21 protein-coding genes are annotated in these 20,594 nt (G+C 66.7%); 2 read left to right on the forward strand and 19 right to left on the reverse strand.

Features of this window, described 5'->3' with window-relative positions; all coding sequences use genetic code 11:
- Positions 1-3 precede the first annotated feature (3 nt).
- The 6 genes from E6C76_RS14935 to E6C76_RS14960 all read right to left on the reverse strand — a co-directional run bounded on the left by E6C76_RS14935 (position 4) and on the right by E6C76_RS14960 (position 9,896).
- Complete coding sequence (locus tag E6C76_RS14935) at positions 4-2,127, reverse strand: cation:proton antiporter domain-containing protein (protein ID WP_211090236.1); 2,124 nt, start codon at positions 2,125-2,127, stop codon at positions 4-6.
- A gap of 227 nt (positions 2,128-2,354) precedes the next feature.
- Entirely contained in the window at positions 2,355-4,850 is a 2,496-nt protein-coding gene (locus E6C76_RS14940; protein WP_136349033.1) for a two-component system response regulator, read from the reverse strand.
- A gap of 10 nt (positions 4,851-4,860) precedes the next feature.
- Positions 4,861-5,298 (reverse strand): response regulator, encoded by a 438-nt coding sequence (locus E6C76_RS14945; protein WP_136349034.1) that lies wholly within the window; start codon positions 5,296-5,298, stop codon positions 4,861-4,863.
- Complete coding sequence (locus E6C76_RS14950; RefSeq protein ID WP_136349035.1) at positions 5,295-7,883, reverse strand: PAS domain S-box protein; 2,589 nt, start codon at positions 7,881-7,883, stop codon at positions 5,295-5,297. The genes E6C76_RS14945 and E6C76_RS14950 overlap by 4 nt, the downstream gene beginning before the upstream one ends.
- A 320-nt stretch (positions 7,884-8,203) precedes the next feature.
- The gene (gene ssb, locus E6C76_RS14955; RefSeq protein WP_136349036.1) at positions 8,204-8,689 is read right to left on the reverse strand and encodes a single-stranded DNA-binding protein; all 486 of its coding nucleotides are present in this window, start codon (positions 8,687-8,689) and stop codon (positions 8,204-8,206) included.
- Positions 8,690-8,714: 25 nt separating this feature from the next.
- Entirely contained in the window at positions 8,715-9,896 is a 1,182-nt protein-coding gene (locus tag E6C76_RS14960; RefSeq protein ID WP_136349246.1) for an MFS transporter, read from the reverse strand.
- A gap of 137 nt (positions 9,897-10,033) precedes the next feature.
- On the opposite strand from E6C76_RS14960, the gene uvrA reads away from it, so the two are divergent.
- Together uvrA and E6C76_RS14970 are read left to right on the forward strand one after the other, a co-directional pair.
- Complete coding sequence (gene uvrA / locus E6C76_RS14965) at positions 10,034-12,853, forward strand: excinuclease ABC subunit UvrA (protein ID WP_136349037.1); 2,820 nt, start codon at positions 10,034-10,036, stop codon at positions 12,851-12,853.
- A gap of 94 nt (positions 12,854-12,947) precedes the next feature.
- A complete protein-coding gene (locus tag E6C76_RS14970) occupies positions 12,948-13,247 on the forward strand; it encodes a hypothetical protein (RefSeq protein ID WP_136349038.1) in 300 nt (99 codons plus the stop codon).
- An 11-nt stretch (positions 13,248-13,258) separates the two neighbouring features.
- Here the strand turns inward: E6C76_RS14970 and E6C76_RS14975 are convergent, their stop codons facing one another.
- The 13 genes from E6C76_RS14975 to rpsE form a co-directional block, all read right to left on the reverse strand.
- The gene (locus E6C76_RS14975; protein ID WP_230976284.1) at positions 13,259-13,642 is read right to left on the reverse strand and encodes a DUF2237 family protein; all 384 of its coding nucleotides are present in this window, start codon (positions 13,640-13,642) and stop codon (positions 13,259-13,261) included.
- Between the two features lie 53 nt (positions 13,643-13,695).
- A complete protein-coding gene (gene galE / locus E6C76_RS14980) occupies positions 13,696-14,727 on the reverse strand; it encodes a UDP-glucose 4-epimerase GalE (protein ID WP_136349040.1) in 1,032 nt (343 codons plus the stop codon).
- Positions 14,728-14,808: 81 nt separating this feature from the next.
- A complete protein-coding gene (rplQ, locus tag E6C76_RS14985; protein ID WP_136349041.1) occupies positions 14,809-15,213 on the reverse strand; it encodes a 50S ribosomal protein L17 in 405 nt (134 codons plus the stop codon).
- A gap of 27 nt (positions 15,214-15,240) precedes the next feature.
- Positions 15,241-16,221, reverse strand: a complete 981-nt coding sequence (locus tag E6C76_RS14990) for a DNA-directed RNA polymerase subunit alpha (protein WP_136349042.1) — start codon at positions 16,219-16,221, stop codon at positions 15,241-15,243.
- A 40-nt stretch (positions 16,222-16,261) separates the two neighbouring features.
- Positions 16,262-16,891: a 30S ribosomal protein S4 gene (gene rpsD / locus E6C76_RS14995; protein ID WP_136349043.1), complete on the reverse strand. Its 630-nt coding sequence runs from the start codon at positions 16,889-16,891 to the stop codon at positions 16,262-16,264.
- Between the two features lie 26 nt (positions 16,892-16,917).
- The gene (gene rpsK, locus E6C76_RS15000; protein WP_136349044.1) at positions 16,918-17,307 is read right to left on the reverse strand and encodes a 30S ribosomal protein S11; all 390 of its coding nucleotides are present in this window, start codon (positions 17,305-17,307) and stop codon (positions 16,918-16,920) included.
- A gap of 12 nt (positions 17,308-17,319) precedes the next feature.
- The gene (rpsM, locus tag E6C76_RS15005) at positions 17,320-17,682 is read right to left on the reverse strand and encodes a 30S ribosomal protein S13 (RefSeq protein WP_136349045.1); all 363 of its coding nucleotides are present in this window, start codon (positions 17,680-17,682) and stop codon (positions 17,320-17,322) included.
- Positions 17,683-17,735: 53 nt separating this feature from the next.
- A complete protein-coding gene (gene rpmJ, locus E6C76_RS15010; RefSeq protein ID WP_136349046.1) occupies positions 17,736-17,849 on the reverse strand; it encodes a 50S ribosomal protein L36 in 114 nt (37 codons plus the stop codon).
- Positions 17,850-17,873: 24 nt separating this feature from the next.
- On the reverse strand, positions 17,874-18,092 hold the full coding sequence (infA, locus tag E6C76_RS15015) for a translation initiation factor IF-1 (RefSeq protein WP_002931617.1): 219 nt from the start codon (positions 18,090-18,092) through the stop codon (positions 17,874-17,876).
- A 3-nt stretch (positions 18,093-18,095) separates the two neighbouring features.
- Positions 18,096-19,421, reverse strand: a complete 1,326-nt coding sequence (gene secY / locus E6C76_RS15020; RefSeq protein WP_136349047.1) for a preprotein translocase subunit SecY — start codon at positions 19,419-19,421, stop codon at positions 18,096-18,098.
- Positions 19,422-19,436: 15 nt separating this feature from the next.
- Positions 19,437-19,877, reverse strand: coding sequence for a 50S ribosomal protein L15 (rplO, locus tag E6C76_RS15025; protein ID WP_136349048.1), 441 nt, complete (start codon positions 19,875-19,877; stop codon positions 19,437-19,439).
- A complete protein-coding gene (rpmD, locus tag E6C76_RS15030) occupies positions 19,878-20,060 on the reverse strand; it encodes a 50S ribosomal protein L30 (protein ID WP_136349049.1) in 183 nt (60 codons plus the stop codon). It abuts the gene before it with no gap.
- Positions 20,061-20,063: 3 nt separating this feature from the next.
- On the reverse strand, positions 20,064-20,588 hold the full coding sequence (gene rpsE / locus E6C76_RS15035; RefSeq protein WP_136349050.1) for a 30S ribosomal protein S5: 525 nt from the start codon (positions 20,586-20,588) through the stop codon (positions 20,064-20,066).
- Positions 20,589-20,594: the final 6 nt, after the last annotated feature.

Here is a 20,594-nt window from a genome sequence, read left to right on the forward strand (position 1 = left end):
GCTTCAGAGGGTTTGAGCGGCGGGCGGCTGGGGTACGGCTTCCTGCGCGGCGTCGGCGGCGGCGGGCGCCCCGGCGATCACCAGGAGCGATGCGGGCGACTCCGCCAGCATGTGCCGGCGCAGACCGAAGCGGCCGCCCGAGAGCCCCCACACGTCATGCTTGCCGATGACCACCAGATCATACCCGAGACGCGACTCGGCAAGCGCCGCAGTGGCCGGCGAAGGATGCACAACGGCCTTCACCTCGGCCTCCGGCCCCGCCAGTTCGAGCAACTCGGCCGGCACCTCGGCATCGGCCGCCCGTCTGGGCGGCCGGATGTACAGCAGACTCAGCCTGGCGTTGGGCGCGCTGCACAGCCGGGCTGCCAGGCGGACAGCCTCCCGGTCGCCCGGGTCTCCGGCGCAGGCCACCAGCACCCGTTGGATGCGCTCCAGGCCATGATCGATCAGCACGCCCACCGTGCCGGGCGCCTGTTCGATCACTTCGCTGACGGTACCGTCCAGGCTGCTTTCCAGCAGCAAGGGCTTGTGCGCCCCCAGCAGCACCATGGAGGCGCGCTTGGCGCGCGCGGTGCGGCAGATGTCCGCGGCCGGCTCGGACGACACGAAGCTCAGCGGACGCACGTCCAGGTTCTGCTTGCCCATGCGCCGCAGGAAGGGGCCCAGCGGTCCATCCTCGGTATCCGTATCCTTGCGCAGCATGGCGGATGGACTGTCGCTGGGCTCGCGCAGGTGCAGCGCGTAGATGTGCGCGTTCTGGCGGGCCAGCAGGGTACCGGCCAGCGTGGCCAGCGCCACGCCACGGTCGCTGTTCGAGATGCACACCATGGCGGTGACCGGGGCGGGCGCCTCTTCCTCCGCGGCGCGTCCATCCCTCAGGCGGTCGCGCGCCAGTTCCCGGTCCGGATATACCAGGGCCAGGATGGGGGTGGTGGCCACCGTGGTCACCAGGGCCATGATCACCATCATGGTGAACACCGTCGGCGAGATCACCCCGAGATCCAGGCCGATGTTGAGCACGATCAGTTCCATCAGCCCGCGGGTGTTCATCAGGATGCCCAGCGCGCTTGCCTCCCGCCAGCGCATGCCGGTGAGACGCGCCGCCAGCGTGCTGCCGCCGAACTTGCCGAGCGAGGCCACGCCGATCAGCGCGAGCGCCACCATCCAGTCCTGCGTGCTGTTCAGCAAACCGATCTCGGTGCGCAGCCCGCTGTAGGCGAAGAACAGCGGCAGCAGCAACAGTACCGCCACCGTCTCGAGTTTCTCGATCAGCATTTCGGCCAGACGGCCGCTCTTCGGCAGGATGGCGCCGAACAGGAAGGCGCCGAACAGCGCATGGATGCCGATCATCTCGGTCACCGTGCTGGAAATGAACAACAGCAGCAGCACCAGCACGACCAATGCGGACGTGAGCCCCTCGCGGCTCGCCACCCGTTCGCCCAGGCGCTCCAGGAAGGGGCGCATGAGCTTGAGCATCACGGTGATGAACACCAGGGCCATCAAGGTCGTCCACAGCGCCTGCTGCAGCCCCTGCGCACGCGCCACGGCAACCACGAAGGCCAGGATGCACCAGGCGGTGACATCGTCGACCGCCGCGCACGCCATGGTGATCGCCCCGACGCGGGAACCGAGCAGATGGCGCTCTGACAGGATGCGGGCGAGCACCGGAAAGGCGGTGATGCTCATCGCCACCCCGAGGAACAGCACGAAGGACAGGTAGGACACGCCCTCTTCGGCGTAGCCTTCATACAGCCACCAGCCCGCCACCGCGCCCAGCGCGAACGGCACGACGATGCTGGTGTGGCTGATGATCACCGAGGAGCGCGCATGCCCCTTGAGCAGGCGGGCATCGAATTCCAGGCCGACCAGGAACATGAACAGCACCAGGCCGACCTGGGCGAGCATCTGCAACACCGGCATGGATTGCGCGGGAAACAGGGCGACCGCCGCCTCCGGCCACAGCCAGCCCAGCAGCGAGGGGCCGAGGACGATGCCGGCGAGCACCTCGGCGATCACCAGCGGCTGGCCGAGGCGGCGCGTGATCATCCCGAGTGCCCGCGAAACGACCAGTACCGAGGAGATCTGCGCGAGCAGCAAGGTCAGGGCGTTGAATTCGAAATGCGGCACGATGAGGTTTCCTTCCCGGCACGAAAACGAGGCGTTTTCCCTGCCGGACCAAAATGTAAAGTGATAACTTATCACTTACCGGCAGTGCGCTTGTCAAGCCTTTCTCGCGCTCTCCACCCCCTGCCGTCACCCGCGCCGGGCCGGCGAACTCCGCTGCCGCTCAAGACACCCGGCCACGATGGAATGCGCCGGATCCGCGGATCAGACGAAGGGGGAAAATACCGCCATCACGTCCTGCCCGGCGCCAGGAAGCGCTCGCGGAACGCATCCGCGGGCAACGGCGGACTGCACAGATACCCCTGGAAGACGCCGCACCCCAGTTCGTGCAGCAGCCCGAGCTGGGCTTCGGTTTCCACGCCCTCGGCCTGCACCGAGATGTCCAGCGCACGCGCCACCGCGACGATGGCGGCGGCAATGGCGAGATCGTTGCGATCGTCGGCCAGGTCCTTGACGAAGCTGCGGTCGATCTTCAGCTTGTCGATGGAAAAGCGCTTCAGGTAGGCCAGCGAGGAGTAACCGGTGCCGAAGTCGTCGATGGCCAGGCCGACGCCGAGCGCCTTCAGGGCGGAGAGCAGGGTTTCGGCCTGATCGCCGTGCTCCATCAGGCTGCTCTCGGTGATTTCCAGTTCCAGCCGGTGCGCCGGCAGGGCGGTCTCGGCGAGCACGTCGCGCAGCAGGGTTTCCATGTCGCTGCGGCGGATCTGCTCCACCGACAGGTTCACCGCCACCGAACCGGCCGGGTAGCCGGCATCGAGCCACTCGCGCAACTGGGCGCAGGCGGTGCGCAGCACCCACTCGCCGAGCGGCACGATGAGCCCGGTTTCCTCGGCGATCGGGATGAAGTCGGCGGGCGACACCATGGGTTCGCCCGGCGGCAGCCAGCGCACCAGCGCCTCGGCACCGAGCAGGCGGCCGTCGGCCACTGCCTTGACCGGCTGGTAGTACAGCACGAACTCGCCGTTGGCCAGCGCCCGACGCAGGCGGGTTTCCAGTTCCAGCCGGCGGCTGGCCGAGCGGGTCAGGTCTTCGGTGTAGAAGCCGTAGGTGTTGCGCCCCTGCGATTTGGCGCGGTACATCGCCGCGTCGGCGTTGCGCACCAGCGCGAGGTGGTCGTCGCCGTCGTCGGGATACAGGCTGATGCCCACGCTGGCGTGGATGAACACTTCCGGCCCGCTGGACAGCGCGAAGGGCTCCGCCAGCACGCCGATCAGGTCATTGGCGACCACCGCAGCGTCCTCGGGCACTTCGAGGTCTTCCAGCAGCACCATGAATTCGTCGCCGCCCAGGCGGCCCAGGGTGTCTTCCTCGCGCAGCCGGCAGCGCAAACGGCCGGCCACCTCGCGCAGCAGCTCATCCCCCACCGAATGGCCGAGGCTGTCATTCACCGTCTTGAAGCGGTCCAGGTCGAGGAACAGCACCGCCAGGCGCTGCCCCTTGCGCTGCGCCACCTCCACCGCATGCTCGAGCCGGGAGATCACCAGCAGGCGGTTGGGCAGGCCGGTGAGCGGGTCGTGGTGCGCGAGGTGGGCCAGGCGCTCTTCGGTACTCTTCAGCTTGCTCAGATCGGTGAACACGCCGACGTAGTGCGTGCGCGCGCCGTTCTCGTCGCACACCGCGCTGAGGGTCAGCCACTCGGGATACAGTTCGCCGCACTTGCGCCGGTTCCACAGCTCGCCCTGCCAGTGCCCGGCCTCGGACAGCTCCGCCCACATGGCCTGGTAGAAGCCCCGGTCGTGCCGGCCGGATTGCAGGAAGCGCGGATTCTGCCCGATCACCTCTTCCTGGCTGTAGCCGGTGACCGCCGAGAATGCACGGTTGACCGAAACGATGTTGGCGTCGAGATCGGTGATCACCACGCCGTCGTGGGTGCTGTCGACCACCGCCGCGTGCAGGCGCAGCTTGTCGACGGCGTCGCGCAACGCGATGCGCTCGCGGGCCAGTTCGGCCTGGCGGAAGACCTTGTCGACCACCACCGGCAACTCGTGCAGATAGCCGGCGTGCTTGACGAGGTATTCGGAAACGCCCAGGCGCAGGGCCTGCGCGGCCACCTCCTCGCTGCCCTGGCCGGTGATCAGCACGATGGGCAGGTCCAGCCCGCGCTCCTGGCGCAACAGTTTGGTGAGATCCAGCGCGTCCATGCCGGCCAGCTGGTAGTCGAGCAGCAGCACGTCGTAGCGGCCCGCGCCTTCCGGACCGGCCAGGCGTTCGAGCACGGCGGCGGCACCATCCACCACTTCCAGACGCAGGTGCGGGGCGGTGGTGGCGAGATGGCGGCGGGTCAGCTCGATGTCGAAGCGGTGATGCTCGGCATACAGCACGCGCACCGGGCGGTGGCGGCTCAGGCGCTCCTGCCGGGCACGCGCGAGCGCCGCGTTGAGCGTGCTGGACAGGCGGCGCAGACTGCCGGATTCCTTGACCAGATAGTCGTCGGCGCCGCCCTTCAGCGCGGCCACCGCGGCGTTCTGGTCCCCCGAGCCGGTGAGCAGCACGAAGGCCACCGGCAGACTGCGCTCGCGCACCCAGTTGAGCAGTTCCAGGCCGGAACCGTCGGGCAGGCGCAGGTCGGCCAGCACCACGTCGGGCAGCTCGCCACCGGCCAGTTTCTCCACTCCCTCGGCCAGACTGGCAGCGAGTTCCAGCCGGGCGTCGGGCAATTCGCGCGCGAACGTGCGTGCGAGCAGATCGGCGTCGGTAGGATTGTCTTCGACGTACAGCGCCTTCATCGCACCCTCTTCAGTTGCGTGGCGGTACGTTGAGCGCGCACCAGTACAGTTCGATCTGCCCGGCGACCTGGATGAACTTGTCGAAGCCGACCGGTTTGAGGATGTAGGAGTTGGCGCCCAGCTGATACGCGGTGTCGATGTCCGCGTCCTCGCTGGAGGTGGTCAGCACGACCACCGGCACGCCCCGGCTGACCGGATTCTCGCGGTACTGGCGCAGCACTTCCAGGCCATGCACGCGGGGCAGCTTGAGATCGAGCAGCACCACCAGCGGCAGCGGCTCGCCGGCTTCCCAGCGCGGCACGAAATCGAGCGCTTCCTGGCCGTCGCGCGCGACCAGCAGCGGATTGACCAGGCGGCTGCGGGTGAATGCACGGCGGGTGAGATCGAGGTCGGCGGGGTTGTCCTCGACCAGCAGGATGGAGCGGGCGGGCGAAAGCGGATCGTTCATCGCGGCAGCTCCAGGTGGAAGGTGGCGCCTTCGCCGGGGGCGCTCTCGGCCCACACGCGCCCGCCCATGCGGGTCAGCGCGCGCCGCACGATGGCCAGCCCGACCCCGGTGCCGGCATAGTCCTCGGCACGCTGCAAGCGCTGGAAGATCTCGAAGATGCGTTCGTGGAACTTCATGTCGAAACCGATCCCGTTGTCCTGCACCCAGATATGGTGCGCGCGTTCCTCTGCGGCCGCGCCGATGCGCACCACGGGGTGCTCGGCGGCACGGGAATACTTGAAGGCGTTGTCGATCAGGTTGCGCAATGCCTGCGCCAGACCGTCCGGGTCGGCACGCACCACGAGATCCGGCACATCGACTTCGACCCGGGTGGCGCCGCCCTCCAGCTCGGCGGCGCGCTCGGCAAGTATGCCACGCACCATTTCGGGCAGGGGAATGTCGACAAATTGCAGGCTGCGCCGCTCGATGCGCGAATAGGCCAGCAGGTCGTCGATCAGCCGGCCCATCTGGGCCACGCCGTTGCGGATGTTGGCGATGAACAGGCGGCCTTCCTCGTCGAGTCGTGCGCCGTAGTCCTCCAGCAGCAGATGGCTGTAGCCATCGATGCCGCGCAGCGGCGCCTTCAGGTCATGCGACACCGAGTAGGCAAAGGTTTCCAGTTCCTTGTTGAGCGCGGCGAGCTCCTCGGTGCGCCGCGCCACGCGCTCCTCCAGTTCGGTGTTGAGCTGCTGGAGCGCCTCCTGCGCGGCATGGCGCTCGCTGATGTCGGTGATCAGCCCCGCGAAATGGGCCACCGTGCCATCGGCCGCGCAGTGCACGCTGACCAGATCCTCGACCCAGATGTATTCGCCGTCCGCCTTGCACAGGCGATATTCCTGCACGAATTCGTGCCGCCCTTCGGCCAGATGGGCCGCCACCTCCTCGCCGATGCGCACACGGTCCTCCGCATGCACGAGGTCGGTGAAGCGGAAGCCCTCCGCCATCATGTCCGCCGCGCGGTAGCCCCAGCGGCTGACGTTCTCCGAGACGTAACGCACCGGCTGGCCGTCTTCCGGCGCCCAGCGGAACAGCACCGTGGGGCTGGCTTCGACCACTTCGGCGGCCGCGGCTAGCGCGGCCTGCGCACGCTCGCGCTCGGTCACGTCGAGCATGGTGCCGATCACCGCCGGCCGGCCGTCGAGTTCGATCCTCGAACCGAATACCTCCACGGGAAATGCGCTGCCATCGCGTCGGCGCGCCCGGAAGGTGTAGTTCAAGTGCACCACGGCGCCTTCCATGCGTTGACGCAGCATCTCGCGCACCAGCATCAGATCGTCGGGCTCGACCAGCGACTCGACCCCCACGCCCTCGATCTCCCCCGGCGCATAACCGAACCATTCGGTCAGGCACGGATTCGCATACGTCAGACGGCCGCCCTGGATCACATACACGCCTACCAGCGAACGCTCCACCAGACCCCGGAAGCGCGCCTCGTTGGCGGCGATGCGCGCGGCCGCGTCCTTCTGCTGCTGCAGATCGAAACAGCTGCCGATGTAACCGATGAATTCCTGCGCACCGCCGTAGATCGGTTCGGCATGGTCGGCCATCCAACGATAGACACCATCCGCGCTACGCAGGCGGTACTCCGCCGCGAACGGCTGGCGCGCGGCAAATGCGGCGCGCCAGGCCAGCATGTAGGGGCCTGCATCCTGCGGATGCAGGCCCACCGTCCAGCCATCGCCCAGTTCCTGGTCGAGTTGGCGGCCGGTGAAGCGCAACCAGGCACGATTGACGTAATCCCGCTGACCATCGGCTGCCGCGCGCCAGATCGGATTGGGCATACCATCGAGCAGATGCACGTGGAAATCGCGCGACTCGACCAGCGAGCGGGTCAGTCCGGCCAGACGCTCGCCCAGTTGGCCGAGTTCGTCCTGCCCGCTGATCGGCGGCGGCAGATCCTGACCTTCGAGCAGGGAGCGCGTATAGGCCAGCAGTTGCTCGATCCGGTCGGTGAGCAGCACCTTGACCAGCACGCCGATCCCCAGCGACAGCAGCAGGATCGGCCCGAGCACCACCAGGGTCTGGCGCAGCGCGCGGCGCAGCGCCTCGCGCTGGATCACCGCGGTATCCGCGGCCAGCACCACCAGTCCGCTGCGCCCTTCCGACCCCAGGCGCACCGGAAACGCCGCCCACAGCATGTCGCGCTCAGCATCATCGACGATCTGCCCGGCCAGCCGCCGGCGCGCCTCGCCCAGCAGACTCGCCGGCGGCTGCAGATCGCCGGCGAGCGGCGCGCCGACCATCTCCTCCACGCTGGCAAAGCGCACCACCTCGCGTTCATCCAGATAGGCCGCATAGCGCAGGTGCGGCAGGGTATGCATCTGCACGACCATCTGCCTTGCGTGACGCTCGTCGCCATCCTGCAGGCCGGCTTCCAGATTGGCTGCCAGATTGTCGCCCGCGTGGCGCACCACCAGGCGGATCTCGGAGAGCACCTCGGTGGTGTAGGTATACATGATGAAGGTGAACTGCGCGCCGGCCACCAGCAGCCAGAACAGCGCCACGAAGCCAAGCATCAACTGGCGCAGCGAAAGACCGCGCTTCATCGCCGCCCCCCGCCGCGCAAGGCGTCAGGCATGCCGGACCATGGCCCTTCCCGGCGGACAAGCTGGATTCGGCATTGCCTCAAGGATTCCTCCCTGCACGCAGTGCGGCGGCACTCTCGCACCCGCCGCTCGTTGAAGCGGCCGGCCGGGCGTATGGCCAGGCCAACGGCCGCCCGTCCGGAGCGGAACAGACACCGCCGCTTGTCATGCGAGAAAGTGTAAAGCAAATGCCTGCCGCATCGCGCGTGGATTGCGCCATGGCGGCAGGAAAAGCAAAGGCCGCCCGAAGGCGGCCTGCAAGCCTGGCGAAAAGAACCCGCTCAGAACGGAATGTCGTCGTCGAACTCGCCGAAGCCACCGCCACCGGCAGGCTTGGACTGCAGGGCCGGGGCTGCCGCCGGAGCGCGCTCCTGGCGTGCCGGCGGGGCTTCGTATCCGCCGCTGTCCCGCATCGGCGCATCGCCGCCGCCCTCGCGGCGGCCGAGCATCTTCATCTCGTCGGCACGAATTTCGGTGGTGTAGCGCTCCTGCCCGTCCTTGTCCTGCCACTTGCGCGTCTGCAGGCGGCCTTCCACATACACCTGGCTGCCCTTGCGCAGATACTGCGCGGCGATTTCCGCCAGGCGGCTGAAGAACACCACGCGGTGCCATTCGGTGGCCTCGCGGCGCTCGCCGGTGGCCTTGTCCTTCCAGGTTTCGGTGGTGGCGATGGTCACGTTGCAGATCGCGTCGCCGCTCGGCATGTAGCGGGTTTCCGGATCGCGGCCGAGGTTGCCGATCAGGATCACTTTGTTCAGGGAAGCCATCCAGGTCTCCAGTATTTGCTTCGGTTCAACCGGCGTTCGCGGGCATCTGCGCGCGACGCGAGGGGGGATTCATCGTGGCCGCGGCAGCCAGCCACAGCAGTGCCAGCAGGGCACAGCTCAGGCTCACCGCGGCAGGCCCGAAGGCCTGCGCCAGCCAGCCGCCGAGCACGCCGCCGAGGAACAGGCCGGCCGACTGCAGCGTATTGTATACGCCCAGCGCGGTTCCCTTGGCATGCGCCGGCGCGATCTTCGAGATCCATGACGGCAGGGTGGCCTCGAGCACGTTAAACGCGACGAAGAACAGGGTCAACCAGAAGGCCAGCGCCCACAGGCCGTCGCCGAACAAGCCCAGGCCGAGCTGCACGCCGGCCAGCAGCGCGACGGCGGCAAGGAACACCTGCTTCAGCCTGCCGTGGCGCTCGGCGACGACCACCGCCGGCACCATGACCACGAAGGACAGCAGTACCGCCGGCAGATACACCTTCCAGTGTTCTCCCAGCGGCAGCCCCCCCTGGCCGGCCAGGGCGGCGGGCACCATGACCCACATGGTGGTCTGGATCAGGTGCAGCACGAACACACCGAAATTCAGCCGCATCAACTGGCCGTTGCGCAGCACCTCGCCGAAGCCGCCAGTGGCGCGCGGCACCGGCGGCGCGGCGGGCACCATGCGCAGCACCACCCAGATGGCGGCCACGGCCATGCCGGCGGTGAGCCAGAAAATGCCGTCCATGCCGATCGTGGCGTAAAGAATGGGCGCGGCCACCAGCGAGCCGGCGAACACCAGGCCGATACTGGAGCCGATCATCGCCATCACCTTGGTGCGGTGCTGGTCGCGGGTGAGGTCGGCGGCCAGCGCGGTGACCGCGGCGGAGATCGCCCCCGCACCCTGCAGCACCCGCCCGGCGATGATCCAGCCGATGTGATCGGCCAGCGCGGCCACCACGCTGCCCAGCGCGAACAACACCAGGCCGAAGACGATCACCGGTTTGCGCCCGAAACGATCGGATGCCGCCCCGTAGGGAATCTGCAACAGCCCCTGGGTCAGCCCGTAGGCGCCGATGACCAGCCCGACCAGCATCAGGTCGTTGCCGCCCGGCACGTGCTCGGCGTGCACCGCGAACACCGGCAGGATCAGGAACAAGCCGAGCATGCGCAGCGCGAAGATCGCCGCCAGGCTGATGCCGGCGCGGCGCTCCTGGGCGCTCATCGAGTCGGATTGGGCTGCGGACATGCGGGACGGACTGCGAACGGAAAGGGCTGGATTCTAACATCGCAATCAACTTGGCCCCGCTACCGCTTTACTCTTATAGTGCGCGGTTGGTCTGTCACTGTCAGAGCGGCCCCATGGACGAAATCCGCATTCGCGGCGCGCGTACCCACAACCTCAAGGGCATCCACCTGGATCTGCCGCGCAACCGCATGACGGTGATCACCGGGCTGTCGGGCTCCGGCAAGTCCTCGCTGGCCTTCGACACCCTGTACGCGGAAGGCCAGCGGCGCTACGTGGAATCGCTTTCCGCCTACGCGCGCCAGTTTCTGCAGTTGATGGAAAAGCCCGACGTGGATCTGATCGAGGGCCTGTCGCCGGCGATCTCCATCGAGCAGAAGGCCACCAGCCACAATCCGCGCTCCACGGTGGGCACGGTCACCGAGATCCACGACTACCTGCGCCTGCTCTACGCGCGCGCCGGCACCCCGCACTGCCCCGACCACCCCGAACACGCGCTGGAAGCGCAGAGCGTGGCGCAGATGGTGGACCACGTGCTGGCCCTGCCGGAAAACACCCGGTTGATGATCGTCGCCCCGGTGGTGGCCGGACGCAAGGGCGAGCAGCACGAGCTGTTCACCGAACTGCGCGCGCAGGGCTTCGTGCGCGTGCGTGTCGATGGCGAGGTGTATGAACTGGACGCCATGCCCGCGCTGGAGAAAGGTCGGCGGCACACCGTGGAAGTGGTGGTCGACCGTTTCAAGGTGCGCGCCGACCTGCGCGCGCGCATCGCCGAATCCTTCGAGACCGCGCTGACCCACGCCGACGGACGCGCCATCGCGGTGGAGATGGACGGAGGGCGCGAACATCTGTTCTCCGCGCGCTTCGCCTGTCCGGTGTGCAGCTTCGCACTCGCCGAACTGGAGCCGCGCCTGTTCTCCTTCAACAACCCGGCCGGCGCCTGCCCCAAGTGCGACGGCCTCGGGCAGGTGGACTTCTTCGACCCCGCGCGCGTGGTCGCCCATCCCGAGCTGTCGCTGGCCGCCGGCGCCATCCGCGGCTGGGACCGGCGCAACCAGTTCTATTTCCAGATGCTCGCCAGCCTGGCCGCGCATTACGCATTCGATCTCGAAACCACCTGGGAGGCGCTGCCGGAAAAGGTCCGCCAGGTCGTGCTGCACGGCTCCGGGCGTGAATCCATCGCCTTCCGCTATCTCTCCGACAACGGCCGCGCGGTACAGAAGAGTCATCCCTTCGAAGGCATCATCCCCAACCTGGAACGGCGCTACCGCGAAACCGATTCGCTCGCCGTGCGCGAGGAGCTCGCCAAGTACCGCGCCAACTGCCCCTGCCCGGCCTGCGGCGGCACCCGGCTGCGCAGCGAGGCGCGCCATGTGCTGATCGGCGAACGCTCGCTGCCGGAAATCAGCCGCATGCCGCTGGGCGAATGCCAGCGCTTCTTCGGCGATCTGCAACTCAGCGGCCATCGCGCCCAGGTCGCCGAAAAGATCGTCAAGGAAATCGCCGACCGCCTCAGCTTCCTGATCAACGTCGGGCTGGACTACCTCTCGCTCGACCGCTCCGCCGACACGCTTTCCGGCGGCGAGGCGCAGCGCATCCGCCTGGCCAGCCAGATCGGCTCCGGCCTCACCGGGGTCATGTACGTGCTCGACGAACCCTCGATCGGCCTGCACCAGCGCGACAACGACCGCCTGCTCGCCACGCTGGCGCAACTGCGCGACCTGGGCAACACGGTGATCGTCGTCGAACACGACGAGGACGCCATCCGCTCCGCCGACTACGTGGTGGACATGGGCCCCGGCGCTGGCGTGCATGGCGGCGAAGTGGTCGCCCGCGGCACACCGGCGGAAATCCTCGCCACGGAAGGCTCGCTGACCGCTGACTACCTTTCCGGCCGGCGGTGTATTCCGCTACCGGAAAAACGCCGCGCGCCGGGAGAACGCTGGCTGAAGCTGGAAGGCTGCAGCGGCAACAATCTGCGCCAGGTCGATCTGGATCTGCCGGTCGGCCTGTTCGTCTGCGTCACCGGCGTGTCCGGCTCGGGCAAATCCACGCTGATCAACGACACCCTGGCCGCGCTGGCCGCGCGCGAACTCAACGGCGCCGGCACGGAAGCCGCGCCATTCACCGACGTCGCCGGCCTGGAGCATTTCGACAAGGTCATCGACGTCGATCAATCCCCCATCGGCCGCACGCCGCGCTCCAACCCGGCCACCTACACCGGGCTGATGACGCCGATCCGCGAACTGTTCGCCGGCGTGCCGGAAGCGCGCGCGCGCGGCTACGGCCCCGGGCGCTTCTCCTTCAACGTCAAGGGCGGACGCTGCGAAGCCTGCCAGGGCGACGGGCTGATCAAGGTGGAGATGCATTTCCTGCCGGACATGTACGTGCCCTGCGACGTCTGCCACGGCAAGCGCTACAACCGCGAGACGCTGGAAATCCGCTACAAGGGCAAGACCATCTACGAGGTGCTGGAGATGACCGTGGAGCAGGCGCTGGAATTCTTCCGCCCGGTGCCCGCGGTCGCGCGCAAGCTGGAAACGCTGACCGACGTGGGCCTGGGCTACATCCGCCTGGGGCAGAGCGCCACCACGCTGTCCGGCGGCGAGGCGCAGCGTGTCAAGCTGGCCCTGGAGCTGTCGCGCCGCGATACCGGCCGCACCCTGTACATTCTCGACGAGCCCACCACCGGCCTGCACTTCCACGACATCGACCTGCTGCTGCGCGTGCTGCACCGCCTGCGCGATCACGGCAACACCATCGTGGTGATCGAGCACAACCTGGACGTCATCAAGACCGCCGACTGGATCATCGACCTCGGCCCCGAAGGCGGCGACGGCGGCGGCACCATCGTCGCCGCCGGCACGCCGGAAGACGTCGCCGCGCAGAACCGGGGACACACCGCGCGCTACCTCGCCCGCGCCCTGAGGCCCTGAACCGTCCCGGAGTTTTACATTTGGCGATGCACTGGCTCTTGCGGGCCATGTTCAAGGGCGCGAGCATAGCGCGAACTGCAACCGGGGAATCCTCATGGCCGAGCCATCCGCCGACCCGCAAGCCCGCTTTCTGGACCGCATCGACCGCCGCGTGCGCTATCTGAAATCCCTGCAATCCGCCGGACTGGGCGTCTACCTGCCCGCCGACGAGCGCCAGCGCACCCAGGCCATCGAGATGGTAGTGCGCCTGACCGCGCGTCAGAGCGAGCTGTCGCACCTCACCGCCGACACCCTGCGCATCGCCACCGAACGTGTGCGCGAGCACCTGGAAGCCATGCAGGCGGTACTGCCGCACGACGTGCAGTACCGCAACCGCATCAAACGCAACTGGTGAAGCCGGACCGGTCAGCCGTCCAACGCATAGGCACGCAGCACATCCAGCGCCACCACCTCGAGCGCGGCACGGTGGGTCGCGGCCAGGATCACCGGCGGCGCGGCACCGGCTTCGCAGGCTTCCAGCCAGTGATGCGCGCAAAGACACCAGCGATCCCCTGGACGCAGTCCGGCAAAACGCAGATCCGGACGCGGCGTGCTCAGGTCATTGCCACGTCGGCGCGAATACGCCAGGAAATCCTCGGTGACCTTGGTGCACACCACATGCCGGCCATGATCCTCCGAACCGGTTTCGCAACAGCCGGTGCGGAAAAAACCGGTCAGCGGCGCATAGCTGCACGCCAGCAGCGGGCCGCCCAGCACGTTCTTTTGATTGGTGACCAGTTGTTCGCTCACGCTCGTTCTCCCACGGCCCTTCTGTGCGTCGGACCACGGCGCGGGCGCCGAGTTCACCCCGTCGCAGCGTTGCGGTAACCGTCCGGATTGGCCGCCTGCCAGCGCCACGCGTCCGCGCATATGTCCTCCAGTCCACGCTGCGCGCACCAGCCCAGCAGACGCTGCGCACGCAGCGGATCGGCCCAGCACTGCGCGACGTCGCCCGGACGCCGCTCGACGACACGATACGGCACCGGGCGCCCGCTCGCGCGCTCGAAGGCGCGCACCACTTCCAGCACGCTGTAGCCCTGCCCGGTGCCGAGGTTGATCGCGGTGGCACCCGGCAGTTCCCCGATGCGCTCGAGCGCATGGAGATGGCCGGCCGCCAGATCGACCACGTGGATGTAGTCGCGCACGCCAGTCCCGTCGGGGGTCGGATAATCGTTGCCGAACACACGCAGCTCGGCCAATCGCCCGACCGCCACCTGGGCGACATAGGGCATCAGGTTGTTGGGCACGCCGACCGGGTCCTCGCCGATCCGCCCGCTCTCGTGCGCGCCTACCGGATTGAAGTAGCGCAGGGCCACCGCATGCCAGCGCGGGTCGGAAGCGGCCAGATCGGCAAGCATCTGTTCGACCATCCACTTGCTGCGCCCGTAGGGGTTCGCCGGCGCGAGTGTGGCATCCTCGGCCAGCGGAACACGTGCCGGATCACCATAGACCGTGGCGGAGGAACTGAACACGATGCGCCGCACCTCGTGCGCCGCCATGACCTCCAGCAGTACACGCGTGCCGCACACGTTGTTGTCGTAGTAGGCCAGCGGTCGCTGAACCGACTCGCCAACCGCTTTCAGGCCGGCAAAGTGAATCACCACCTCGATCTGGTGTGTGCGAAACACCGCTTCCAGCGCTTCGCGGTCGCGCACATCCACCTGGTGGAAGGCCTGGATTCCGCGCCCGGAAAGCTGTTCCACCCGGCGCAGGGATTCCGCGGAGGCATTCGAGAGGTTATCCACCACGATGATGCGATGCCCTGCCTGCAGCGCTGCCAGGCAGGTGTGGCTGCCAATGTAGCCGGCACCGCCGGTCACCAATACGCTTGCCATCGGATCCACCCTCCGAGTGATTCGCCTGGACGTAAAAAAACCGGACCTGGGTCCGGTTTTTCCTGGCGCAGCCGCGCAGCCTCAGGCCGCGGCGGCTTCGTTTTCCGCAGGAGCCTCGGCCGCCTCGTCCGGGCGATCGAGCAGCTCGATCAGCGCCATCGGCGCATTGTCGCCGTCGCGGAAGCCGAACTTCAGGATGCGCAGATAGCCACCGTTACGGTTGGCGTAACGCGGCCCCAGTTCGTCGAACAGCTTGACGACCATGTCGCGGTCGCGCAGACGGTTGAAGGCCAGACGGCGGTTGGACAGGCTGGGCTTCTTGCCCAGGGTGATCAGCGGCTCGACCACGCGGCGCAGTTCCTTGGCCTTGGGCAGGGTCGTCTTGATCACTTCGTGCTGCAGCAGGGAGTTGGCCATGTTGCGGAACATGGCCTGACGGTGGCTGCTGGTGCGATTCAGCTTGCGAAGACCGTTGCGGTGACGCATTTCATTACCTCACTTGACCGGCAACCCTCAACCGAGCTTCTCGAGCCCGGCCGGCGGCCAGTTTTCCAGTTTCATGCCGAGGGTCAGCCCGCGGGAGGCCAACACTTCCTTGATCTCGTTGAGCGACTTGCGACCCAGGTTCGGAGTCTTCAGCAGCTCGGTCTCGGTGCGCTGGATCAGGTCACCGATGTAATAGATGTTCTCCGCCTTCAGGCAGTTCGCCGAACGCACGGTCAGCTCGAGATCGTCGACCGGGCGCAGCAGCACCGGATCGATGGTCTGCGGCTTCGGCGCCTCGACGTCGGCCAGCGTGCCTTCCAGGTCGGCAAACACCGACAGCTGGTCCATCAGCACGCGGGCGGCGTAGCGGATCGCCTCTTCCGGATCGACCGCGCCGTTGGTCTCGATATCGATGACCAGGCGGTCCAGGTCGGTACGCTGCTCCACACGGGCGCTCTCGACCAGGTAGCTGACGCGACGCACCGGGCTGAACGAGGCGTCGAGCACGACGCGGCCGATGCTCTTCGACTCGCCGGACACCGGACGCACGTTGCCGGGCAGGTAGCCGCGGCCTTCCTCGACCTTGATCTGCATGTCGAGCTTGCCGCCAGGGGCCAGGTGCGCGATCACGTGGTCGGGATTGATGATCTCGACGTCGTGGCCGATTTCGATGTCGGCCGCGGTCACCACGCCTTCGCCGGACTTCACCAGGCGCAGGGTGGCTTCGCTGCGATTGTGCAGCTTGAGCACCACGCCCTTCAGGTTCAGCAGCAGGTCGACCACATCCTCGCGAACGCCGTCGAGGGTGGAGTACTCGTGCAGCACGCCCTCGATGGACACCTCGGTCGGCGCATGGCCGGGCAGCGAGGAAAGGAGGATGCGCCGCAGCGCATTCCCCAGGGTGTGGCCAAAGCCGCGCTCGAACGGCTCCATGGTCACGCGAGCCTGAACTGGCGAGACACTCTGGACGTCGATGATGCGCGGTTTCAGCAGAGCATTGCTTTGCATCAGCATTTCCTCGAATTAGGGAAGCTTCACCGTCGACGGATCAGCGGGAGTACAGTTCGACCACTAGGCCTTCGTTGATCGTCGACGAAAGCTCCGCGCGCTGCGGATAGGCCTTGAACACACCCTTGCCGGCCTTGGAATCCACGTCGAGCCACTCGGGGAAACCACGCGACTCGGCGGCTTCGATGGCGGCCTTGACGCGCAGCGAGGCCCGCGTGCGCTCGGTCAGCTCGACCACATCGCCCGGCTTCACGGTGTAGGACGGAATGTTGGTGCGCTTGCCGTTGACCAGCACGCCGTTGTGGCGCACGATCTGGCGCGCTTCGGCGCGCGAGACGCCGAAACCCATGCGGTAGGCGACCGAATCCAGGCGCCCTTCCAGCAGTTGCAGCAGGTTTTCACCGGTCTGGCCGCGACGGCGGTCCGCTTCGGCGTACACCTTGCGGAACTGACGCTCCAGCACGCCGTACAGACGGCGGATCTTCTGCTTTTCACGCAGTTGCACGCCATAGCCGGACAGACGCTGACCGGAACGCTGGCCATGCTGGCCGGGCGCATAGGCGCGGCGCTCGATGGCACACTTGTCGGTGAAGCACTTTTCGCCCTTCAGGAAGAGCTTTTCGCCCTCGCGACGGCACTGACGGCACTTGGGGTCGAGATTACGAGCCACGTTCTACTCCTTGCTATTGCGCCTTGTCAGATACGGCGCTTCTTGGGCGGCCGGCAGCCGTTGTGCGGGATCGGCGTGATGTCCGTGATGCTGGAAATCTTCATGCCCAGCGCGTTGAGCGCGCGGACAGCCGATTCGCGACCGGGGCCCGGGCCCTTGATGCGAACTTCGAGGTTCTTCACACCGCATTCCTGCGCGACCTTGCCGGCAGCCTCGGCCGCGACCTGGGCCGCGAACGGGGTGCTCTTGCGCGAACCCTTGAAGCCGGCACCGCCGGAAGTGGCCCACGACAGCGCATTGCCCTGACGGTCGGTAATGGTGATGATGGTGTTGTTGAAGCTCGCGTGAACGTGCGCGATGCCTTCCGCGACGTTCTTCTTGATCTTCTTGCGAACCTTTGCAGCAGTCTTAGCCATGATCAGTTCCTATCACTTCTTGCCGGCGATCGGCTTGCGCGGACCCTTGCGGGTGCGGGCGTTGGTGCGGGTACGCTGACCGCGCATCGGCAGGCCACGACGGTGCCGCACGCCCCGGTAGCAACCGAGGTCCATGAGGCGCTTGATGTTCATCGTGATTTCGCGGCGCAGGTCGCCCTCGACGACGAATTTACCGACTTCGTCGCGCAGCTTTTCCATGTCCGATTCGGTCAGATCCTTGACCTTGACCGAGCGGGCCACGCCAGCGGCGTCGCAAATCTTCTGAGCACGCGTACGGCCGATTCCATAGATGGCAGTCAGCGCGATCTCGGCATGCTTGTGGTTGGGAATGTTTACCCCAGCAATACGGGCCATCCGATTACCCCAAAAAGCGAAACATTAAATTTTAATACCCGGGTCTGTGTAGATCAACCCTGGCGCTGCTTGTGACGCGGGTCGCTGCAAATCACGCGAACCACGCCCTTGCGACGAATGATCTTGCAGTGGCGGCACAGCCGCTTGACCGAAGCCTGGACTCTCATGCTCTTGCTCCTGTTTCTCTATTCTTACTTGGTCCGGAACACGATCCGGCCCTTGGTCAGGTCATAGGGCGTCAGCTGTACGGTGACCTTGTCGCCCGGCAGGATGCGGATGTAGTGCATGCGCATCTTGCCCGAGATATGCCCGAGGACCATGTGGCCATTCTCGAGGCGGACGCGGAACGTCGCGTTGGGGAGGTTCTCGGTGACCTCACCCTGCATCTCGATTACATCTTCCTTCGCCATCGCTTACCTGAGCGGAAGACCCGCACCCTTGAAGTTGGCCTTCTTGAGCAGGCTCTCGTACTGGTGGGACATCACGTACGCCTGGACCTGGGACATGAAGTCCATGGTGACCACCACGATGATCAGCAGCGAGGTGCCGCCGAAGTAGAACGGCACGTTCCACTTCAGGATCAGGAACTCGGGCAGCAGACACACCAGGGTGATGTACACCGCACCCGCCAGCGTCAGCCGGGTCAGAATCCTGTCGATGTAGCGCGCGGTCTGGTCCCCCGGGCGGATGCCGGGGATGAACGCGCCGCTCTTCTTCAGGTTGTCCGCCGTGTCGCGGGCATTGAACACCAGCGCCGTGTAAAAGAAGCAGAAGAACACGATCGCCAGGGCGTACAGCATCACGTAGATCGGCTGCCCCGGAGACAGCGTCGCGGCGATGTCGCGCAGCCAGTACATGCCCTCCGAGGCGCCGAACCACTGCCCCAGCGTGGCCGGGAACAGGATGATGCTCGACGCGAAGATCGGCGGGATCACCCCCGACATGTTCAGCTTCAGCGGCAGGTGCGAGGACTGCCCGCCATACACCTTGTTGCCCACCTGGCGCTTGGCGTAATTCACCAGGATCTTGCGCTGACCGCGTTCGACGAACACCACGAAGGCGGTCACCAGCACCACCAGCACGCAGATGAACAGCGCAGTGAAGGGGTGCATGGCGCCGGTGCGCACCAGTTCGAACAGCCCGCCGATGGCGCTCGGCAGCCCGGCCACGATACCGGCGAAGATGATCAGCGAGATGCCGTTGCCGATGCCGCGCTCGGTGATCTGCTCGCCCAGCCACATCAGGAACATGGTGCCGGTGACCAGGGTCGCCACGGTGACGAAGCGGAACATCAGGCCAGGATCGAGCACCAGCCCCGGCTGCCCTTCCAGCGCGATCGCCATGCCCAGCGACTGCGCGAAGGCCAGCACCAGGGTGCCGTAGCGCGTGTACTGGGTGATCTTGCGCCGGCCGGCTTCGCCTTCCTTCTTGATCTGCTCGAGGGCCGGCACCGCCACGGTCATCAGCTGCATGATGATCGATGCCGAAATGTACGGCATGATCCCCAGCGCGAAGATCGTGAAGCGCGACAGCGCGCCACCCGAGAACAGGTTGAACACGCCCAGAATGCCGCCGGCCTGCGACTGGAACAGCTCGGCGAGCCGATCCGGATCGATGCCGGGAACCGGGATGTGGGCGCCGATGCGATAGACGATCAGCGCGCCCAGGAGAAACAGGATCCGGCGCTTCAGATCGCCGAACTTCCCCGTACCCCCGAGCGTGGCGGAAGGATTGGCCACAACCGACCTCTACGCTTACTCGCCGTCGGCGACCGAACCGCCGGCCGCTTCGATGGCCGCGCGCGCGCCCTTGGTGACGCCGATGCCGCGCAGGTTGACCTTGCGCTTGATCTCGCCCGACAGGACCACCTTGGCCGACAGCGAATCAGCGGGAATCACACCGGCCTGCATCAGCACGAGCAGATCCACGTCTTCCACCGGCAGCTTGTCCAGTTCGGACAGACGGACTTCCGCGTTGCGCGAGCCGGTCAGCGAGGTGAAGCCACGCTTCGGCAGACGACGCTGCAGCGGCATCTGACCGCCCTCGAAACCGGTCTTGTGGAAGCCGCCGGAACGGGACTTCTGGCCCTTGTGACCACGGCCGCAGGTCTTGCCCAGGCCGCTGCCGATGCCGCGACCCACGCGCTTGGCCGGCGCCTTGGAACCGGCGCCAGGTTTGATGTCATTCAGCCGCATTTAAGCCTCGCACTTCACCAGGTAGGACACCTTGTTGATCATGCCGCGCACTTCCGGCGTGTCCTGCAGTTCGACGGTGTGGTTGAGCCGGCGCAGACCCAGGCCACGCACGGTGGCGCGGTGAGACTGCTTGGTACCGATCACGCTCTTGACCAGCGTGACCTTGAGTTTCTTCTCGGACATCGCTTACCCCAGAATCTCTTCGACGGTCTTGCCACGCTTGGCGGCGATTTCCGACGGGGTGTTAACCGCCAGCAGGCCGTTGATGGTGGCACGCACGACGTTGTACGGATTGGTCGAACCGATGCACTTGCAGATGATGTCGGTCACGCCCATCACCTCGAACACCGCGCGCATCGGACCGCCGGCGATGATGCCGGTACCGCTGGGCGCGGGCTGCATCAGCACCGAGGCGGCGCCGTGCTTGCCGACCACGGTGTGGTGCAGCGTGCCGTTCTTCAGCGCGACCTTGGCCATCTTGCGACGCGCCTCGTCCATCGCCTTCTGCACGGCCACCGGCACTTCGCGGGACTTGCCCTTGCCCATGCCGATGCCGCCGTCGCCATCGCCGACCACGGTCAGTGCGGCGAAGCCGAGGATCCGGCCGCCCTTCACCACCTTGGTCACGCGATTGATCGCGACCATCTTCTCCCGCAGTCCGTCGTCGCGCTCCTCGGAGGCTTGCGGGCGCTTGGTTTGCTGCTTAGCCATTCGAAT

It is taken from the genome of Pseudothauera nasutitermitis (genome assembly GCF_004801295.1).
Lineage (GTDB): Bacteria > Pseudomonadota > Gammaproteobacteria > Burkholderiales > Rhodocyclaceae > Pseudothauera > Pseudothauera nasutitermitis.

What these genes read in the sequence shown, in the direction of transcription:
- E6C76_RS14940 (WP_136349033.1), bottom strand. Translation starts at nt 4,850, where the DNA reads ATGAAGGCGCTGTACGTCGAAGACAATCCTACCGACGCCGATCTGCTC.
- E6C76_RS14945 (WP_136349034.1), bottom strand. Translation starts at nt 5,298, where the DNA reads ATGAACGATCCGCTTTCGCCCGCCCGCTCCATCCTGCTGGTCGAGGAC.
- E6C76_RS14950 (WP_136349035.1), bottom strand. Translation starts at nt 7,883, where the DNA reads ATGAAGCGCGGTCTTTCGCTGCGCCAGTTGATGCTTGGCTTCGTGGCG.
- ssb (WP_136349036.1), bottom strand. Translation starts at nt 8,689, where the DNA reads ATGGCTTCCCTGAACAAAGTGATCCTGATCGGCAACCTCGGCCGCGAT.
- E6C76_RS14960 (WP_136349246.1), bottom strand. Translation starts at nt 9,896, where the DNA reads ATGAGCGCCCAGGAGCGCCGCGCCGGCATCAGCCTGGCGGCGATCTTC.
- uvrA (WP_136349037.1), top strand. Translation starts at nt 10,034, where the DNA reads ATGGACGAAATCCGCATTCGCGGCGCGCGTACCCACAACCTCAAGGGC.
- E6C76_RS14970 (WP_136349038.1), top strand. Translation starts at nt 12,948, where the DNA reads ATGGCCGAGCCATCCGCCGACCCGCAAGCCCGCTTTCTGGACCGCATC.
- galE (WP_136349040.1), bottom strand. Translation starts at nt 14,727, where the DNA reads ATGGCAAGCGTATTGGTGACCGGCGGTGCCGGCTACATTGGCAGCCAC.
- rplQ (WP_136349041.1), bottom strand. Translation starts at nt 15,213, where the DNA reads ATGCGTCACCGCAACGGTCTTCGCAAGCTGAATCGCACCAGCAGCCAC.
- E6C76_RS14990 (WP_136349042.1), bottom strand. Translation starts at nt 16,221, where the DNA reads ATGCAAAGCAATGCTCTGCTGAAACCGCGCATCATCGACGTCCAGAGT.
- rpsK (WP_136349044.1), bottom strand. Translation starts at nt 17,307, where the DNA reads ATGGCTAAGACTGCTGCAAAGGTTCGCAAGAAGATCAAGAAGAACGTC.
- rpsM (WP_136349045.1), bottom strand. Translation starts at nt 17,682, where the DNA reads ATGGCCCGTATTGCTGGGGTAAACATTCCCAACCACAAGCATGCCGAG.
- rpmJ (WP_136349046.1), bottom strand. Translation starts at nt 17,849, where the DNA reads ATGAGAGTCCAGGCTTCGGTCAAGCGGCTGTGCCGCCACTGCAAGATC.
- infA (WP_002931617.1), bottom strand. Translation starts at nt 18,092, where the DNA reads ATGGCGAAGGAAGATGTAATCGAGATGCAGGGTGAGGTCACCGAGAAC.
- rplO (WP_136349048.1), bottom strand. Translation starts at nt 19,877, where the DNA reads ATGCGGCTGAATGACATCAAACCTGGCGCCGGTTCCAAGGCGCCGGCC.
- rpmD (WP_136349049.1), bottom strand. Translation starts at nt 20,060, where the DNA reads ATGTCCGAGAAGAAACTCAAGGTCACGCTGGTCAAGAGCGTGATCGGT.
- rpsE (WP_136349050.1), bottom strand. Translation starts at nt 20,588, where the DNA reads ATGGCTAAGCAGCAAACCAAGCGCCCGCAAGCCTCCGAGGAGCGCGAC.